Source organism: Kribbella sp. NBC_00889, from assembly GCF_045207705.1.
In the GTDB taxonomy this organism is placed as follows: Bacteria; Actinomycetota; Actinomycetes; order Propionibacteriales; family Kribbellaceae; genus Kribbella.
Genome location: NZ_CP108783.1, coordinates 6,380,936 through 6,396,089, shown reverse-complemented (window position 1 = coordinate 6,396,089; position 15,154 = coordinate 6,380,936). Strand labels below are relative to the sequence as shown.

General features: G+C 68.0%; 15 protein-coding genes. 6 read left to right on the top strand and 9 right to left on the bottom strand.

Features of this window, described 5'->3' with window-relative positions; genetic code table 11:
* Positions 1-24 precede the first annotated feature (24 nt).
* Entirely contained in the window at positions 25-213 is a 189-nt protein-coding gene (locus OG817_RS31270) for an excisionase family DNA-binding protein (RefSeq protein ID WP_406048205.1), read from the top strand.
* A 13-nt stretch (positions 214-226) separates the two neighbouring features.
* Positions 227-1,465, top strand: a complete 1,239-nt coding sequence (locus OG817_RS31265; protein ID WP_406048203.1) for a tyrosine-type recombinase/integrase — start codon at positions 227-229, stop codon at positions 1,463-1,465.
* A 175-nt stretch (positions 1,466-1,640) separates the two neighbouring features.
* Here the strand turns inward: OG817_RS31265 and OG817_RS31260 are convergent, their stop codons facing one another.
* Genes OG817_RS31260 through OG817_RS31245 form a run of 4 tightly spaced genes read right to left on the bottom strand, consistent with a single transcriptional unit; the run spans position 1,641 to position 4,905 of the window.
* On the bottom strand, positions 1,641-2,204 hold the full coding sequence (locus OG817_RS31260) for a DUF1990 family protein (protein WP_406048201.1): 564 nt from the start codon (positions 2,202-2,204) through the stop codon (positions 1,641-1,643).
* The gene (locus tag OG817_RS31255; RefSeq protein ID WP_406048199.1) at positions 2,201-2,980 is read right to left on the bottom strand and encodes a YndJ family protein; all 780 of its coding nucleotides are present in this window, start codon (positions 2,978-2,980) and stop codon (positions 2,201-2,203) included. The genes OG817_RS31260 and OG817_RS31255 overlap by 4 nt, the downstream gene beginning before the upstream one ends.
* A 20-nt stretch (positions 2,981-3,000) precedes the next feature.
* The gene (locus tag OG817_RS31250; RefSeq protein ID WP_396391662.1) at positions 3,001-4,017 is read right to left on the bottom strand and encodes an LCP family protein; all 1,017 of its coding nucleotides are present in this window, start codon (positions 4,015-4,017) and stop codon (positions 3,001-3,003) included.
* Between the two features lie 54 nt (positions 4,018-4,071).
* Complete coding sequence (locus OG817_RS31245) at positions 4,072-4,905, bottom strand: helix-turn-helix domain-containing protein (RefSeq protein ID WP_406048197.1); 834 nt, start codon at positions 4,903-4,905, stop codon at positions 4,072-4,074.
* Between the two features lie 71 nt (positions 4,906-4,976).
* On the opposite strand from OG817_RS31245, the gene OG817_RS31240 reads away from it, so the two are divergent.
* Positions 4,977-5,762 carry a phytanoyl-CoA dioxygenase family protein gene (locus OG817_RS31240; protein WP_406048195.1) on the top strand — a complete coding sequence of 262 codons (786 nt, stop codon included), beginning with the start codon at positions 4,977-4,979 and terminating at the stop codon, positions 5,760-5,762.
* Between the two features lie 132 nt (positions 5,763-5,894).
* Positions 5,895-6,188, top strand: coding sequence for an HU family DNA-binding protein (locus tag OG817_RS31235; protein WP_131352976.1), 294 nt, complete (start codon positions 5,895-5,897; stop codon positions 6,186-6,188).
* A 7-nt stretch (positions 6,189-6,195) separates the two neighbouring features.
* Here the strand turns inward: OG817_RS31235 and OG817_RS31230 are convergent, their stop codons facing one another.
* Complete coding sequence (locus OG817_RS31230; RefSeq protein WP_406048194.1) at positions 6,196-7,221, bottom strand: SMP-30/gluconolactonase/LRE family protein; 1,026 nt, start codon at positions 7,219-7,221, stop codon at positions 6,196-6,198.
* A 129-nt stretch (positions 7,222-7,350) separates the two neighbouring features.
* Here OG817_RS31230 and OG817_RS31225 point away from each other — a divergent pair, with 129 nt between their 5' ends.
* On the top strand, positions 7,351-9,285 hold the full coding sequence (locus OG817_RS31225; RefSeq protein ID WP_406048192.1) for a M13 family metallopeptidase: 1,935 nt from the start codon (positions 7,351-7,353) through the stop codon (positions 9,283-9,285).
* 52 nt (positions 9,286-9,337) lie between these two features.
* On the opposite strand, the gene OG817_RS31220 is transcribed toward OG817_RS31225, so the two are convergent.
* Both OG817_RS31220 and panD read right to left on the bottom strand, forming a co-directional pair.
* Complete coding sequence (locus tag OG817_RS31220) at positions 9,338-10,807, bottom strand: aminopeptidase P family protein (RefSeq protein WP_406048191.1); 1,470 nt, start codon at positions 10,805-10,807, stop codon at positions 9,338-9,340.
* Positions 10,808-10,824: 17 nt separating this feature from the next.
* Positions 10,825-11,247 (bottom strand): aspartate 1-decarboxylase, encoded by a 423-nt coding sequence (gene panD, locus OG817_RS31215; protein ID WP_396391668.1) that lies wholly within the window; start codon positions 11,245-11,247, stop codon positions 10,825-10,827.
* Between the two features lie 100 nt (positions 11,248-11,347).
* Here panD and OG817_RS31210 point away from each other — a divergent pair, with 100 nt between their 5' ends.
* Complete coding sequence (locus OG817_RS31210) at positions 11,348-12,346, top strand: hypothetical protein (RefSeq protein WP_406048188.1); 999 nt, start codon at positions 11,348-11,350, stop codon at positions 12,344-12,346.
* Here the strand turns inward: OG817_RS31210 and OG817_RS31205 are convergent.
* Complete coding sequence (locus OG817_RS31205) at positions 12,343-13,764, bottom strand: FGGY family carbohydrate kinase (protein ID WP_406048186.1); 1,422 nt, start codon at positions 13,762-13,764, stop codon at positions 12,343-12,345. The two genes, OG817_RS31210 and OG817_RS31205, sit on opposite strands and share 4 nt — an antisense overlap.
* Positions 13,751-15,148 carry a trehalose-6-phosphate synthase gene (locus OG817_RS31200; protein WP_406057543.1) on the bottom strand — a complete coding sequence of 466 codons (1,398 nt, stop codon included), beginning with the start codon at positions 15,146-15,148 and terminating at the stop codon, positions 13,751-13,753. Before OG817_RS31200 ends, OG817_RS31205 begins: the two co-directional genes overlap by 14 nt.
* Between the last annotated feature and the right edge of the window lie 6 nt (positions 15,149-15,154).

The window sequence follows — 15,154 nt, the reverse complement described above, 5'->3', positions numbered from 1 at the left end:
ACTGTCAACGAGAGGAGGGAAAAGATGGCTGAGGTTCAGATCTTTCTGACGGTCGAGGAAGCCGCTGCTGCACTACGTATCGGTCGGACTCGCATGTTCGACCTGATCGCAAAGCACGAGATCGAGTCGGTGCTGATCGGTCGCTCGCGTCGGGTTCCGGTCGACGCACTTCACAAGTACGCCGAAAAGTTGTTGCGGCAGCCTGCTGCCTGACAGGAGAACTGTTATGTCGCGAAACGCGAACGGACGATCGTCGATCTACGAAGACGCTGACGGTGTCTGGCACGGCTGGGTGACTGTTGGCGTCAAGGCGAACGGCAAGCCGGATCGCCGTCATCGGCGCGGTGCAACGAAGACGATCGTCACTAAGAAGGTCGAGGACCTTGAGCGCATGCGAGACGAGGGCAGAGCACCAGCCCTTGGTCAGAAGCCGTCGGTGCGGAAGTGGTTCTTGTTCTGGCTTGAGAACATCGCTCCGCTCACGGCTAGTGAGGCGACGATCATCAATGTTTACCGACCGAAGGTCATCAATCGAATCATTCCCGGAATCGGTGAGCATCGCCTTGATCGATTGGGGCCTGAACACCTGGAAGTGTTCTACTCCACATTGAAGCGATCTGGTCTGAGCTCGAAGACGATCCTCGACTATCACCGCATGATCAGCCGCTCGCTGAAAATGGCGCACCGACGGAAGCTCGTCACCGTCAACGTCGCGACCATGATTGATGCACCGAGTCATGTTGACACGGAGATCGAACCGCTACTCCAAGAGGATGCCAGGGCGATTCTGGATCAGGCCAGCGCCCTCCGAAACGGTGCACGATGGTCCGTTGCCTTTGCGTTGGGCCTTCGTCAGGCTGAGGCGTTGGGCATGCGGTGGAGGTACGTTGACCTGGAGAAGGGGCAGCTGCGCGTTTTCCAGCTGAAACGGCGTGGTTTCGCCCATGGGTGTGGAGATCCAGTGGCGTGCGTGAAAACGAGGCATAAGGACACCTGTGGCCCTGACTGTGTCGGTCATGCTCGTTACTGTCCTGAGCGCGGCGGCGGTGAGTGGGAATTCAGGAAGCCCAAGGGTCGCAAGACTCGGCCGGTGCCGATTCCTGAACCGTTGATCCCGTTGCTGAGGGCTCACAAGGCCGCCCAGGCGGCCGAACGGCTGGCGGCGGGCAGTGCATGGGAGGACCGGGATCTCGTCTTCTGCCGTCCGGATGGCCGGCCGATTGATGCTCGGGATGACTGGGGCTCCTGGCAGTCGCTTCTTGAGGCAGCGGGTGTTCCGCCCGCCCGTTTGCACGATGCTCGACACACTGCTGCCACTCTCCTCCTCGAGCAGGGCGTGGACATCAGGGTCGTGCAAGAGATCCTTGGGCACTCGTCGCTCGCCATGACCAAGCGGTACACCCACGTGACGTCCCGCCTGGCCCGCGATGCTGCGGACCGGATGGGGAAGGCACTGTGGGGATGAGTCCTATTGCAACCGCAACTGCAACCACGGAGCGAGTTGCTGCCGCGCCGATCACACTGAGCACTTGGTTGATCGACTTGCTGTGTTGGCGTGTTGGTCACCTGGGCGGCTTGAGACCGCTGGTACAAAGGACGCGGCCCCGCAAAGGTATGAGCTTGCGGGGCCTTTGCTTTGGTCAGCGGGTGGCCAGGCGGCGGAGGGTTTGGGTGTAGCGGCGGGCGGCGAGGTGTTGGGCCTTGCGGGTGGCGGGGCCGCCTAGGCGGGTGTACCAGGTGGCGGGGCGGCTGTAGGCGCGGACGGTGAAGTGGATGCCGTCGGGGTCACGGGTGACGACAAAGGACTCCTCGCCGGACGCCGGGTGGCCTTCGAGAGTGCCGTAGGCGAAGCCGGTGCGGTCCGGTTCGTCGACGGTCCAGACGACGCGGCACGGGACGGGGAGTCCGAGCAGGCCGACCGGGGACAGCGTGCGGAGCCGGCCGACGAGCATGCCGGCGCCGAGCCTGCCGAGGCTGTTCGTGCCGATGGCCGGCGGGGTGTCGGTCGCCGTCATCGGCAGTCCCGCCGCACGGTGCATGCGCCAGCCCAGCAGCGCCTCACCAGCACGCCGGAACACCTCGTCGCCCACGCCGATCCGCTCCCGGTACTCGAGCCGGTGGTATCCCTGCGGCGTCTCGTCGTACCGCGTCGAACCGACCGCGTCGTAGTTGAACCGCAACCCGGCCAGATCCTCCAGCCTCATCGAACCCCTTCCCTCAGCCGTCGCCACGCCAGTACCCCGCACAACGCAAACCCGACCGCGTTCGCCAGGCCGTGTGTCGCAACCATCCACTCCAACGGTAGGTACGGCGTACCAACCACATGCCCCGCGGCCCAAGTCAACGCCAACACCATCGTCACCACGAGGACCGACGCGGAGACGATCAGAAGGGCGGCGGTGGCTCGCCCGGCCTGCCGAGACCGAAGCCAGAGGTTCCACCCGACCAACCACATCCCAGCGGTCAGTACGGCGGCACCCGCGAGTTCTACCGCGTCGCCGAAGAAGAAGCCGAGCAGGACGATCCCGGTGCCGAGCGGGACGCTGATCGCGGCGGCGGTGGTTGTCGTGCCCGGACGATCAGAGACCAGGTAGGCGATCAGAGCGGCCGCGAATCCAGCGAAGTGGAAATGGGCGACGGTCAGGGTGAGGACGGTCAGGCTGAAGCCGAACAGTTCGTACGACGAGCGTTCGGCGACCAACGCGAGAGCGGCGATGGACGGCGTCGCCAACGCCGTGCAGAGCGCGATCTCGCGAGGGCGGATCGCCTTGTGCCGCAGGAGATGGCGGGCAGCCAGCGTGATGAGCACGAGCGTGCCGGCGAGATAGATCGACGCGAGGGTGATCGAGACCGGGCCGCGCGGGAGCCAGAGGGCGAGTGCTCCGGGGATGGCGAACGCGAACCACCAGCGGGTGCTGGTGGTTCGCGTTGGGAGAAGGGTGAGACCGAGCGGTACGACGACGAGCATGCCCAGGCTCACGACAGCATGGACGAGGACGGTCAAGCGCTCTTGAGGCCGCTCGTGTCGTCCTGCTTGAGGGCGTTGAAGAGCGCCAGCGCCTTCTTCTGGTCCCACCTCACCGCGACGCTGCCGTCCGACAGGCGGTAGTTGTCGTCGCCGATCGGGACGGTCAGGCTGACACCGCCGCTGCCCGAGACTGCGCGCATCCCGCGGGCGAAGCGGATGAAGTCGAACAGGCTCATGTCGTTGTCGACGGTCAACGCGTCCACACCCTTGGTGGCGACGTTGAAGTACCGCACCGGGTTGAGGAACGTCGACGGCGAACTGGCCTTCTTCGCGACCGCACCGACCATCGCGCGCTGCCGCTCCACCCGGCCGAAGTCGTTGTTGCCGTCGGCCTTCCGGGACCGGACGTACCCGAGGGCGTTCACACCGTCGAGCTCCTGGCAGCCGGCCGGTAGATCGATGTGCGCGTCCTTGTCTTTCATTGCCTTGGGCAAGCACATCTGGATGCCGCCGACACTGTCGATGACGGAGGCGAAGCCGCCGAAGCCGACCTCGACGTAGTGGTCGATCCGCAGGCCGGTCGCGTTCTCGAGGGTCTCGATCAGCAGTGCCGGGCCCTTGTTGAAGGCAGCGTTGATCTTGTGCTTGCCCTTCATCCCGGGGATGGTCACGGCACTGTCGCGCGGGACGCTGATCAGCGCCGTCGGTCCGGAGTCGGGCACGTGCATGATCATGATCGTGTCGGTCCGGGCACCGCTGTCGGAGCCGGTGTGCAGTCGGGCCCGCTCAGCACGGCTGAGGTCTTCGCGGGCGTCGGAGCCGACCATCAGGTACGTCGTTCCAGGGGTTTCGGCCGGCCGATCGCCGGTCGGCATCGCGTCGATCTTGTCGATCCGGCTCCAGGCGTAGAGCGGTACCGCGACGAGCATGAGGATGAACAGCAGGACGATCAGTCCGACGGTCCGGAGGAACCAGTTGCGCCGCTTCTTCGGTCGTGCCTGCGGCGGCCGGCTCACGTAGCGTGGGTCGATGGGCTGCGGTTGACTCATACCCACGACCGTAGCGGTGCCGGGTGCTGGTGCACGTCACCCCACTGAACGGTTTTACATGGCGGAAAGTCGATCCCGCCTCCTCCGGAAGGAGGAAATTCGGCCCGAAACCGAACCGGAACGCCGGAAGCCGCCGGGCGAAAGCCCTACCCGGGCGGTGAACAAGCGCGTGAAGTACGCCGGATCGTCGTACCCGACCTGCCGGGCGACCACGGCGACGGACAGGTCCTCCTCGGCGAGCAAAACCTTTGCAGTGTTGAGTCTTGTGGTCAGGACCAGTTCCTGCGGTGTGGAGCCAGTGGTACGACGGACCGCCTCGCGCAACTCCCTCACCGTGAGCCCGAGCTCAGTGGCGTAGTCCTGAACGCTCATCGGCGTACACGCCAACTCGCTCAACCGCCCGGCCACATCATCGGCACGCGGCGGTGCGGCCGCCGCGAGAAGCTCATACAGCGCAGCCACTGTCTGTACGGCGTCATGCGTCCTACTGACTCGCAGCAGTCGGGTGAACGCGCGGTCGACCGGTCGCGCGTCGGCATACCGTCGTACGGGCTCGGACAGGTCGAGATGCCCCAGTGTGGTGAGTGCGGCGGTGGCTGGACCGCCGAACAGTGCCCATGCCTGACGCCAGATCGTCGCCGGTCTGTAGCCGTGCAGAACGCCGGGATAGAGCCAGAGCATCGCGGGCGCCTTCACCTCGTGCAGCCGGCGGTCGGGGCCGTGCAGAAACTGCCCGCGGCCCTCCTTGATCCAGACCAGAGCGTGGCAGCCGAGGGCTCGCTCCGGAGGTACGCCAGGCGGATGGACCTGCTCGCCGGCTCCGAGACAGAAGAGTCCAAGCTCACGCTCAGGAGTGCCAGGGGTCAGGTAGATCGACCAGTTCGGCATGACACAAGAGTCCAAGAATCGGGTTCCAGCTGTCCATTCCGGTGCGGCCGCGGCCCGGATGCAATGGACGTGTGCTGACTTCGAACGGGTATGTGCTGGATGAGCGGCGGCTCGGTGAGCTGAGCGTCGTGCCGGAGCGGGAGCGTCGGGATCGCTCGCGGTTACGGGAGAGGTTGCAGCGGGACGGGTATCTGTTCCTGACCGGGCTGCTGGATCCCGAGGAAGTGCTGGCGTTCCGGCGCTACTACTTCGGGCTCATCGGGTCGGTGACCGAGCGGGCGACGTACCGGAAAGTGCTGTTCGGTCAGATCGTGCCGGGGGCGGAGTACGCCGCCTTCTGCACGCAGCCGGCCTTGAAGGGGTGGTTCGAGAGGTTCCTGGGCGGTGACCCCTTCCTGCACAAGCGGAAGATCATCCGGCAGACCGCACCGGGCGAGAACGGCATCGGTACGGCGACGCAGGCCCACTACGACCTGGTCTACCTGCGTGGGGGCAGCGACCAGGTGCTGTCGGCGTGGATCCCACTGGGCGACTGCCCGGTCAGCCTCGGCGGCCTGACCTATCTCGAACGCAGCCACCACAGAGTCCTCGCAGACGAGGCCTCAGGACGACTCAAGCGACCCGCCGCCTCCATGACTGCCGACCTGCCGGGCCTGGCCGAGGAGTACGACGCCAACTGGCTGGTCACCGACTATGCGGCCGGAGACGTCGTGATCCACACCGCCCACACCATCCACGCGGCACTCGACAACGTGTCCACGGACATGCGGCTCTCCACCGACATTCGCTACCAGCGGGCCGACGACGCCGTCGACGCGCGCTGGCAGAACCACTGGCATGACCAGGACGGACTTTGAGCAACTCAAGACGCCGACCCCGCCGGAGAAGTTCCCGCTCCGGCGCAGTCGACCGGATTCCGGGCGCTTCTCGCTAACGACAATCATTTCGGTTACGGTTCCGGTCGAAGGTTAGCGAATCGGAGGAGAGCCGTGAACCGCAATGAGCTGGTCGCCGGGGTGGCGCAGAAGGCGGGCATCCCGCGGAACCAGGCCGAGAAGGTCCTCGACGCGCTGGGCGACGTCGTCACCGAGGCCGTGCACAAGGGCGACAAGGTGTCGCTGACCGGTCTGCTGAGCATCGAGCGGGTCCTGCGCGCACCGCGCACCGGCCGCAACCCGCAGACCGGCGAACCGCTGGCGATCCCGGCCGGCTACTCCGTGCGCCTCTCGTGCGGCAGCCGTCTCAAGGCTGCCGCACGAGGCGACCTCCGGACCGTTTCCTGACCCCCGATCACCCCTTCAGGAAGCGGATAGGGTCGCACTGGCCGTCGTCGGCCGAGTGCTTGACCGGCGAGATCTGGACCGCGGTGGCCCAGTACTCCGTGGTGGGCGTCGGCGGCGTGGTGAACCGGGCGTTCGGCAGGTAGAGCCGGTTTCCGAACGCCGCCGCCGTGGTCGGTACGTCGAAGTCGTCGCTGGTGATGCGCCGCTCCACCATCCCCTTGGTGCCGGCGGAGTTCAGGCTGACGACCGCGATCGTGTTCAGCCGGTTCTGGACGACGTACAGGGTCTTGCCGATCAGCAGCAGGCCGTCGCCGTTCGTCATCACCTCGGTGCCGAGATCGACGCGCGTCGTCACGCCGGTGCGCGGGTCGACCCGGAAGAGGAAACCGGTCGACGACTGCACGATGATCAGGCCGCGGCCGTCCGGAGTCAGCGAGATGCCGTTCGCGTTGGTGACGCCGGGGGTGTGCTGGTAGGCGCCGCTGAGCGGGACGGTCCTCACCGCGGACTGCCCGGCCAGCCGGCCGTGGCGGCCGAACGGAACCTTGTAGAGCACCGGCTGCTGCGAGTCGGTGAACCAGGCGGCGTCCTTGCTCAGGATCACGTCGTTCACGAACGTCGTGGTCGAGGTGGTGAACGTGTAGCTCTTGAGGATGCGGCCGGTGCGGAGGTCGACCACACGGCCGTTCCCGGCGCCGGCGCCGGCCACCCACAGCCGTTGGGAGCGGTCCACCTTCATCCCCAGGGAGGCGGTGCCCGGTCCCTGGCTGAACACCGTCCCGGTCCCGGTCCTCAGGTCCGCCCGGTAGATGTCACCGTCCACCCGAGAGCCGAAGAACGCCTTACCGCCGGCGATCGCGATGCCTTCCGGCTGGAACCCGTCCGGCAGGTCGATGTGGGCCGGGAACTTGGTCGTGGTTTGGGTCGTGGTTTGGTTCATGGCCGGGGCGGCGTCGGCCGGCGAACTCACCAGGACCAGTAGCAGAGCGGGCACGCTCAGCACTGTGGTGAGCCGGCGGACAAGGTTCGACATGGGCGGGCCCTCCTGATCCGATGTCCTTTACAGGGACAACGGCGCATCCCTGTGGATGGTTCAAATCCTGGTCCGTGCGAGCGGGTACTGTCACTGGCAGCAACTCGACTTCGGGAACAAGGGGCAGGGATGACAGCAGGGATCGACAGTTCCGGCACGGTGCGCCCGCAGGACGATCTGTACCGGCACGCGAACGGGCCGTGGCTGGCCGAGCACGAGATTCCGGCGGACAAGGCCATCTACGGCGCCTTCCACGCGCTGTGGGACACCGCCGAGCAGGACGTCCGCGCGATCGTCGAGAAGACCGTCGCGGCCGGGCATCCGGACGGCAGCGAGGCGCGCAAGATCGGCGACCTGTACGGCAGCTTCATGGACGAGGACACCATCGAGCGTCTCGGCGCCGAGCCGATCGCCGAGCAGTTGGCCCTGGTCCGCGCGATCGAGGACGTCCCCGGCCTGGTGTCGGCGCTCGGGCAGCTCGAGCTGCAGGGTGTGCCGGGCCTGTTCCACTACTGGGTCGACGCGGACGCGAAGAAGTCCGACGAGTACGTCGTGTACCTGATGCAGGGCGGCCTCAGCCTCCCGGACGAGTCGTACTACCGCGAGGACAACTTCGCCGGCGAGCGGACGGCGTACGTCGCGCATGTCGCGCGGATGCTGGAGCTGGCCGGACTGCCCGATCCGGCCGGGTCCGCTGAGCGGATCATGGAGCTCGAGACGCGGATCGCCGGCCACCACTGGGACCGGGTGAAGAACCGCGACGTCACGCTGACCTACAACAAGGTCGACCGGTCCGGCCTGGAGACACTGACCCCGGAGTTCGACTGGTCGGTGTGGCTGGCGGGAGCCGGCGTACCGGAGAGTGCCTTCGAGCAGGTCGTCGTCCGTGAGCCGGACTTCTTCACCGGAGCCGCCGCCGCCGTGCAGGACGCCGGGCTGGACCGCTGGAAGGAGTGGCTCAGCTGGCGGATCGTGCACAGCGCGGCGCCGCTGCTGAGCAGGGCCTTCGTCGACGAGAACTTCGCCTTCTACGGCACGACTCTGACCGGTGCCCCGGAGCTGCGCGAGCGCTGGAAGCGCGGGGTCGGTGTGGTCGAGCAGGCGCTGGGCGAGGCGCTCGGCCAGTTGTACGTCGCCGAGCACTTCCCGCCGGCCGCGAAGGCCCGGATGGTCGAACTGGTGCAGAACCTGGTCGAGGCGTACCGGCAGCGGATCGAAACGCTTGACTGGATGGGCGCGGACACCCGGCAGCGCGCACTGGACAAGCTCGGCAGCTTCATGCCGAAGATCGGCTACCCGGACAAGTGGAAGGACTACAGCGCGCTCGAGATCGACCCGGCCGACCTGTTCGGCAACGTCCGCCGGTCGGTCGCGGTGGAGACCGCGCGGGACCTGGCGAAGCTCGGTCAGCCGATGGACCGGACCGAGTGGAAGATGACGCCGCAGACGGTCAACGCCTACTACAACCCGCCGATGAACGAGATCGTGTTCCCGGCCGGCATCCTGCAGCCGCCGTTCTTCGACGCCGAGGCCGACGACGCGGTCAACTACGGCGCAATCGGCGCGGTGATCGGGCACGAGATCGGCCACGGCTTCGACGACCAGGGCTCGCGGTACGACGGCGACGGCAACCTGAACGACTGGTGGACCGACGCGGACCGGACCGCGTTCGAGCAGCGCACCGACAAGCTCGTCGCGCAGTACGACGTCCTCGAGCCGGCCGAGACGCCCGGTCAGCACGTGAACGGCAAGCTCACCCTGGGCGAGAACATCGGCGACCTGGGCGGCCTGTCGATCGCGTACGTCGCCTATCAGCTGTCGCTGGACGGCGCCGAGCCGCCCGAGGCCGACGGGCAGCGGTTCTTCATCTCCTGGGCACACGCCTGGTCGACGAAGACCCGGCCGGAAGAGGCCGCGCGGCGGCTCGCGATCGACCCGCACTCGCCGCCCGAGTTCCGCTGCAACGCGGTCGTGAAGAACATCGACCAGTTCCACCAGACCTTCAACAGCACCGAAGGCGACGGCATGTGGCTCGCCCCCGAGGAACGCGTCCGGATCTGGTAGCAGACAAGCGAAAGGGGCCGCACCGATCCTGGTGCGGCCCCTTTCGGCTGGGCTAGGAAGCCATCCAGTTCTGGATGCCCTCGACGTCGCGCGGCATCGCGTCGGACAGGTTCTCGGCGCCGTCGTCGGTGACGAGGATGTCGTCCTCGATCCGGATGCCGATGCCGCGCAGATCCTCCGGCACGGTCAGGTCGTCGGCCTGGAAGTACAGACCCGGCTCGACCGTCAGCACGTAGCCGGTCTTCAGCTCGCCCTTGCGGTACTTCTCCGACCGCGCCGCCGAGCAGTCGTGCACGTCCAGCCCGAGCATGTGGCTGACGCCGTGCAGCGTGTAGCGCTGGTAGAGCATGCTCTCCGGGTCGAGTGCCTCCTCGGCCGAGACCGGCAGCAGGCCCATCGCGTCGAGGCCATGGACGATGACCTCCATCGCCGCCTCGTGCGCGGCGCGGAACCGCGCACCGGGCTTGACCGCCGCGATGCCGGCGTTCTGCGCGTCCAGCACCAGCTGGTAGAGCTCGCGCTGGCGCGGGGTGAACTCGCCGCTCACCGGCAGCGTGCGGGTGATGTCCGCGGTGTACAGCTGCCGATTCTCGACTCCCATGTCGAGCAGCATCATCGTGCCGTTGTCGACCGTGCCGTCGTTCTCGATCCAGTGCAGCGTGGTCGCGTGCGGGCCGGACGCGGCGATCGAGCTGTAGCCGAGATCGTTGCCCTCGGCCCGGGCCCGGCGGAAGAACGTACCCTCGATCCAGCGTTCGCCGTACTCGCGGACCTTGTCCATCTCGGCCAGTACGTCGGAGAAGCCGCGGTGCGTGATCGCGACCGCGTCCCGGAGCTGCTCGAGCTCGAACGGATCCTTGACCAGCCGCAGCTCCGACAGCGTCGCCGCCAGCTCGTTGTCCTTGAGGTCGTCCGTCCGTGCGCCGCTCAGCAGCGACGCGATCGACTCGTCCTCGTCGCGCCGGACCCGCGTGGGTACGTCGCCCTTGAGCGCGTCCGCGAGCTGGTCGACGTGCCGGGTCTCGATCCCGAACTCCTTGGCGGTCTCGGTCAGCGACGGACGCCGGCCGGCCCACAGCTCGCCGTACATCCGGTCGCGCCAGAACTCCTCGCCCTCGCTGCGGTCCGCGCGGGGCCGGAAGTACAGCACCGAGTCGTGGCCGCTGGTGCCGTTCGGTTCCAGCACCAGTACGGCGTCGGAGGTCTGGTCGCCGGCCAGCCAGACGTAGTCGGTGTGCGGGCGGAAGACGAAGTCGGTGTCGTTCGAACGGACCTTGTAGGTGCCCGCCGGGATGACCAGTCGCTCACCCGGGAACACCTGCGACAGCGCGTCCCGCCGCTTGGATGCCCACACACCGACGTCGCTGAGCGTCACGTCGTGTCGCTCCGAGTCGGCCCAGCCCGAGTTCATGAACGCGCGCAGCTTCGGGTTCGGCTCGTTGTCGTGCGACGCGGTCTTCGGTGCGGATTCGCCGGTCGTGGCGGCGGTGGTGTCAGCGGTGGTCTCGCCGGGTTCGGTCATCCTGGACCAGTCCTGTCTCAGCGCGGGGTGTGCAGTTGGTCGCCCCGCAGCGTGCCGGTGTCAGGCAGCGCTTCGGCGGGGTCCGAGCCGATGCGGGTGATCGCATTGTGCTCGTTCACGAAGACTACGCTCGGTTCGAAGACCTTGGCCTCGGTGGTGTCGAACATCCCGTAGGCGATCAGGATGACCAGATCGCCCGGATGGATCAGGTGCGCCGCGGCCCCGTTGATCCCCACCACCCCGGACCCGCGCGGTCCCTCGATCAGGTACGTCGACAGCCGCTGACCGTTGGTGATGTCGACGATGTCCACCTTCTCGCCGGGCAGCAGATCGGCTGCATCCATCAGGTCCGCGTCCAGCGTGCACGACCCGACATAGTGCAGATCCGCCTGCGTCACCGTCGCCCGGTGGACCTTCGCCCTCATCATCTCGCGCAGCATGCGCGCCATGATCCAGGCAGGCCCGGATCCTGTCAGTGGCGGCGGTCACCCAACTACCGAGGTGTGCAGGGCGTCAGACTGTCCCAGAGGAGGGCGGCTCATGCGTGTGGTGATGCTGTGTGGTGGCGAGAGCTCGGAGCGAGACGTCTCGCTGTCTGGTGGCTGGGCGTTGGCGGGTGCGCTGACCGAGCGCGGCCACAAGGTGTCGGTGATCGATCCGGCGGCAGCCGAGCCGGTGCTCGCGGAGACGATGGAGGGGAACGGAACGTCGTACCCGATCCCGAAGACACCGCCTGCGATGGACGAGCAGCCGCTCTGGCGGGAGCGGATGTACGCCGCTCTCACCGGCGGCGACGTGCTGCGCCGGATGCGCACGGCGGACCGGGTCTTCATGGGGCTGATCGGCGGCTGGAGCGAGGACGGTCACGTCCAGGCGCTGCTGGAGATGGCCGGCATCTCGTTCACCGGCGCGGGCAGCGCGACCTGCGCGCTCAGCTGGCAGAAGGATCGCTGCCAGGCGCTGCTCGGCGCGTACGGCGTCCCGGTCGTCGAGCGCGTCGTACTCCGGCCCGGCGCCGGGCTGCCGGACCGGGTGAAGGAGTTCCTGGACGCCGGACCGGTGGTCGTGAAGCCGATCGCGGACGGCTCGAGTGTCGACGTCCGCCAGGTCCGGACCCTCGAGGAGCTCGCCGCGATCATGCCCCGGACCGATCTTCTGGTGGAGCCGTTCCTGCCCGGTCGTGAGTTCACCGTCGGCGTCGTCGGCGACCAGGTCCTGCCGGTGGTCGAGATCGAGCTGTCCACGGCGATCTTCGACTACGAGACGAAGTACCAGCCGGGCGCCGCCCGGGAGATTTGCCCGGCTGAGGTGACGCCGGACTTCGCCGCGCGGCTGCAGGAGTTGGCGCGCACCGCTCACGATGCGCTCGGCGCCCCGGCGTACTCCCGGGCGGACTTCCGCTGCGACGCGTTGGGCAATCCGTACTGCCTCGAGGTGAACGCTCTGCCTGGCTTGGCTCCGGTCAGCCTCGTCCCGCGAGCGGCCGCGGCCCACGGCTGGAGCTATGCCGACCTGGCCGAGAAGATCCTCACGACCTAGAGCGCAGAGGCTTGCACGGCCAGCTCGCGGAGCGCTTCGTAGCGCGGACGGAGTGCGGCGACGCGGTCCACGTCGGCCGGCACCGGGTCGAGGTGCTCGCCGCCAGGCTGTGGTGACAGGCCGAGGGCCACAGCCGCAGCGCCGCGCGCGCCGACCTCGGCTTCGGCGCAGACCGTGGTGGGCCGGGCGAAGGTCGCGGTGAGGCAGCGACGCCACCAGGCAGAGGCGTCGATGCCGCCACCACCGAGGACGACGGACAGCTCGCGTCCGAACAGCGAGTCCAGCATCCGCAGCCCACGGTCGACCTCCAGCGAGGCGCCCTGCATCGAGGCGGCCAACAGGTCCGCGGCAGTGTCGTCGAAGGACAGGCCGAAGTACACCCCGGATCCGCTCGGCACCGTGGCCGGCGGCCTGGTCCCGGCCTGGAACGGGATCGCGATCACTCGCGTCGCCCCGATCTCCACACCGGTCGGCTCGTCCGAGGTCAGCCGCAGTACGCCGGTCAGCCACGCATGCAGATTCCCCGCGGCCGAGAAAGCCATCCCGGTCACCGCCCGCTCGTCGTCGACGCGGTACCGCCACAGCTCCCACGGCAGCTCCGGTGCGCCGTCGATCGGATGCACGACCCGCACCGCGGCCGATGTCCCCACGGTCACAGCGGCGGTCGTCTCGTCGTACCCACCGGTTCCGACGTTCGACGCGGCGCCGTCGCCGGTCGGCGGATGGACCGGTACGCCGACGAGCCCGGGCCACCGCCGCTCGTACTCGGGGGACAGGCGAGCGGTCCAGCCGGTCGGCACGATCGACGGCAACCGGTCGGCCTTGACCCCAGCGATCTCCAGCGCCTCGTCGTCGTACTCGCCGGTGGCGAGGTCGAGGGTCCCGGTACCGGAAGCGATCGACACCGACGTGACCCGCTCGCCGGTCAGCCGCTCGATCACCAGATCGGGCAGACCGGCGAAGCCGGCCGGGGATCCTTCGGACAGCAGCCAAGGGATCCGCCGCGTCCAGTAGAGGCGGTGCAGCCAGGATCCGGTCCGCGCGTGGAAGGCGTGCTCGTCGAACGACGAGCCGAGGTCCAGATCGACCGACCGCGTGTCCGCCCAGGTGACGACCGGCGTCAGTGCGTCGCCCCTGTTGTCCAGGGCAACGATCGAGTGCCACTGCGACGAGACCACGATCGCGCCGATGTCGTCCAGGTGCCCGTTCTGCTGGAGCTCGTCCAGGCAGCTCAGCAGGCCCTCGACGTACTGGTGCAGGTCCAGAGTCGCCGAGCCGCCGGTGCCGTAGGTGGGGGAGATCTTGTGGCGGGCCAGCGCGCCCGGGACCGGCGCGGCATCGCCGGCCGTCAGCACCAGGGCCCGCGCCGACGACGTCCCGAAGTCGAGCGCGAGCACCCGGCCGTCAGTCGTCGTCATGCAGGGCCTTCAGGAAGGACTGGGCCCAGACGTTCACGTCGTGCGCGGCCAGGTGCTTGCGCATCGCCTTCATCCGGCGGCCGAGCTGGCGGTCGTCGGTGTTCATCGCGTCGACGATGGTGTCCTTCATGCCGTTGATGTCGTGCGGGTTCACCAGGAACGCCTGCCGGAACTCGTCCGCGGCGCCGGCGAACTCGCTCAGCACCAGCGCGCCGGTGTCGTCGTACCGGCAGGCGACGTACTCCTTGGCGACCAGGTTCATGCCGTCACGCAGCGGCGTCACCACGGCCACGTCGGCGGCCCGGAACAGCGCGGCCATCTCGGTCCGCGAGTACGACGTGTGCTGGTAGTTGATCGCCGGCGTACCGATCCGGCCGTGCTCGCCGTTGATCCGGCCGACCAGCAGCTCGATCTCGTCGCGCAGGACGCGGTACTGCTCCACGCGCTCCCGGGACGGCGTCGCCACCTGGACGAACACCGCGTCGTCGACGGAGATGCGCTTCTCGTCCAGCAGTTCACCGAACGCGCGCAGGCGCTGCCGGATGCCCTTGGTGTAGTCGAGCCGGTCCACCCCGAGCAGGATGTGCGCCGGGTCGCCGACCTCCTTGCGGATCTCGCGGGCGCGCTGCTCGGACTCCGGCTGGCGGGCCAGCTGTTCCAGCTCGCCGACGTCGATGGAGATCGGGAACGCCTTGGCCCGGACGATCCGGTCGTCCGGCAGGTGGATGCGGTCGCCGCGGGTCCGCAGACCCATCCGGTTGCGGGCCAGGCGGGCGAAGTTCGACGCGGCGCCAGGTCGCTGGAAACCGACCAGGTCCGCACCCATCAGCCCGTCCAGGATCTGCCGCCGCCACGGCATCTGCGCGAACAGCTCGGTCGGCGGGAACGGGATGTGCAGGAAGAAGCCGATCCGGACGTCCGGACGCAACCGGCGCAGCATCGCCGGCACCAGCTGCAGCTGGTAGTCGTGCACCCAGACGTCGGCGTTGTCCTCGGCGGCGTCCGCTGCGGCCTCGGCGAACCGCCGGTTCACCGCGACGTACGACTCCCACCACTCCCGATGGAACTCCGGCGCCACGATCACATCGTGGTACAGCGGCCAGAGCGTCGCGTTCGAGAAGCCCTCGTAGTACAGCTGAACGTCCTCGGCCGACAGCATCACCGGGACCAGGTGCATGCCGTCGTTCTCGAACGGGTCGACCTTCTCGTCGGCGCTACCGGTCCAGCCGATCCACGCACCGTGGGCGCGCTGCATCACCGGGGCCAGGGCGGTGACGAGACCACCTGGGCTACGCCGCCACGCCGTACTGCCGTCGGGCATCTCGATCCGGTCGACCGGCAGCCGGTTGGCCACCACTACGAAGGAACTTCGTCCGTTCGGCATATTCAG

Bases quoted from the DNA above. Each gene is read 5' to 3' on its own strand.
- OG817_RS31270 (WP_406048205.1), top strand. From the start codon at position 25: ATGGCTGAGGTTCAGATCTTTCTGACGGTCGAGGAAGCCGCTGCTGCA.
- OG817_RS31265 (WP_406048203.1), top strand. From the start codon at position 227: ATGTCGCGAAACGCGAACGGACGATCGTCGATCTACGAAGACGCTGAC.
- OG817_RS31260 (WP_406048201.1), bottom strand. From the start codon at position 2,204: ATGAGGCTGGAGGATCTGGCCGGGTTGCGGTTCAACTACGACGCGGTC.
- OG817_RS31250 (WP_396391662.1), bottom strand. From the start codon at position 4,017: ATGAGTCAACCGCAGCCCATCGACCCACGCTACGTGAGCCGGCCGCCG.
- OG817_RS31245 (WP_406048197.1), bottom strand. From the start codon at position 4,905: ATGCCGAACTGGTCGATCTACCTGACCCCTGGCACTCCTGAGCGTGAG.
- OG817_RS31230 (WP_406048194.1), bottom strand. From the start codon at position 7,221: ATGTCGAACCTTGTCCGCCGGCTCACCACAGTGCTGAGCGTGCCCGCT.
- OG817_RS31225 (WP_406048192.1), top strand. From the start codon at position 7,351: ATGACAGCAGGGATCGACAGTTCCGGCACGGTGCGCCCGCAGGACGAT.
- OG817_RS31220 (WP_406048191.1), bottom strand. From the start codon at position 10,807: ATGACCGAACCCGGCGAGACCACCGCTGACACCACCGCCGCCACGACC.
- panD (WP_396391668.1), bottom strand. From the start codon at position 11,247: ATGCTGCGCGAGATGATGAGGGCGAAGGTCCACCGGGCGACGGTGACG.
- OG817_RS31210 (WP_406048188.1), top strand. From the start codon at position 11,348: ATGCGTGTGGTGATGCTGTGTGGTGGCGAGAGCTCGGAGCGAGACGTC.
- OG817_RS31205 (WP_406048186.1), bottom strand. From the start codon at position 13,764: ATGACGACGACTGACGGCCGGGTGCTCGCGCTCGACTTCGGGACGTCG.
- OG817_RS31200 (WP_406057543.1), bottom strand. From the start codon at position 15,148: ATGCCGAACGGACGAAGTTCCTTCGTAGTGGTGGCCAACCGGCTGCCG.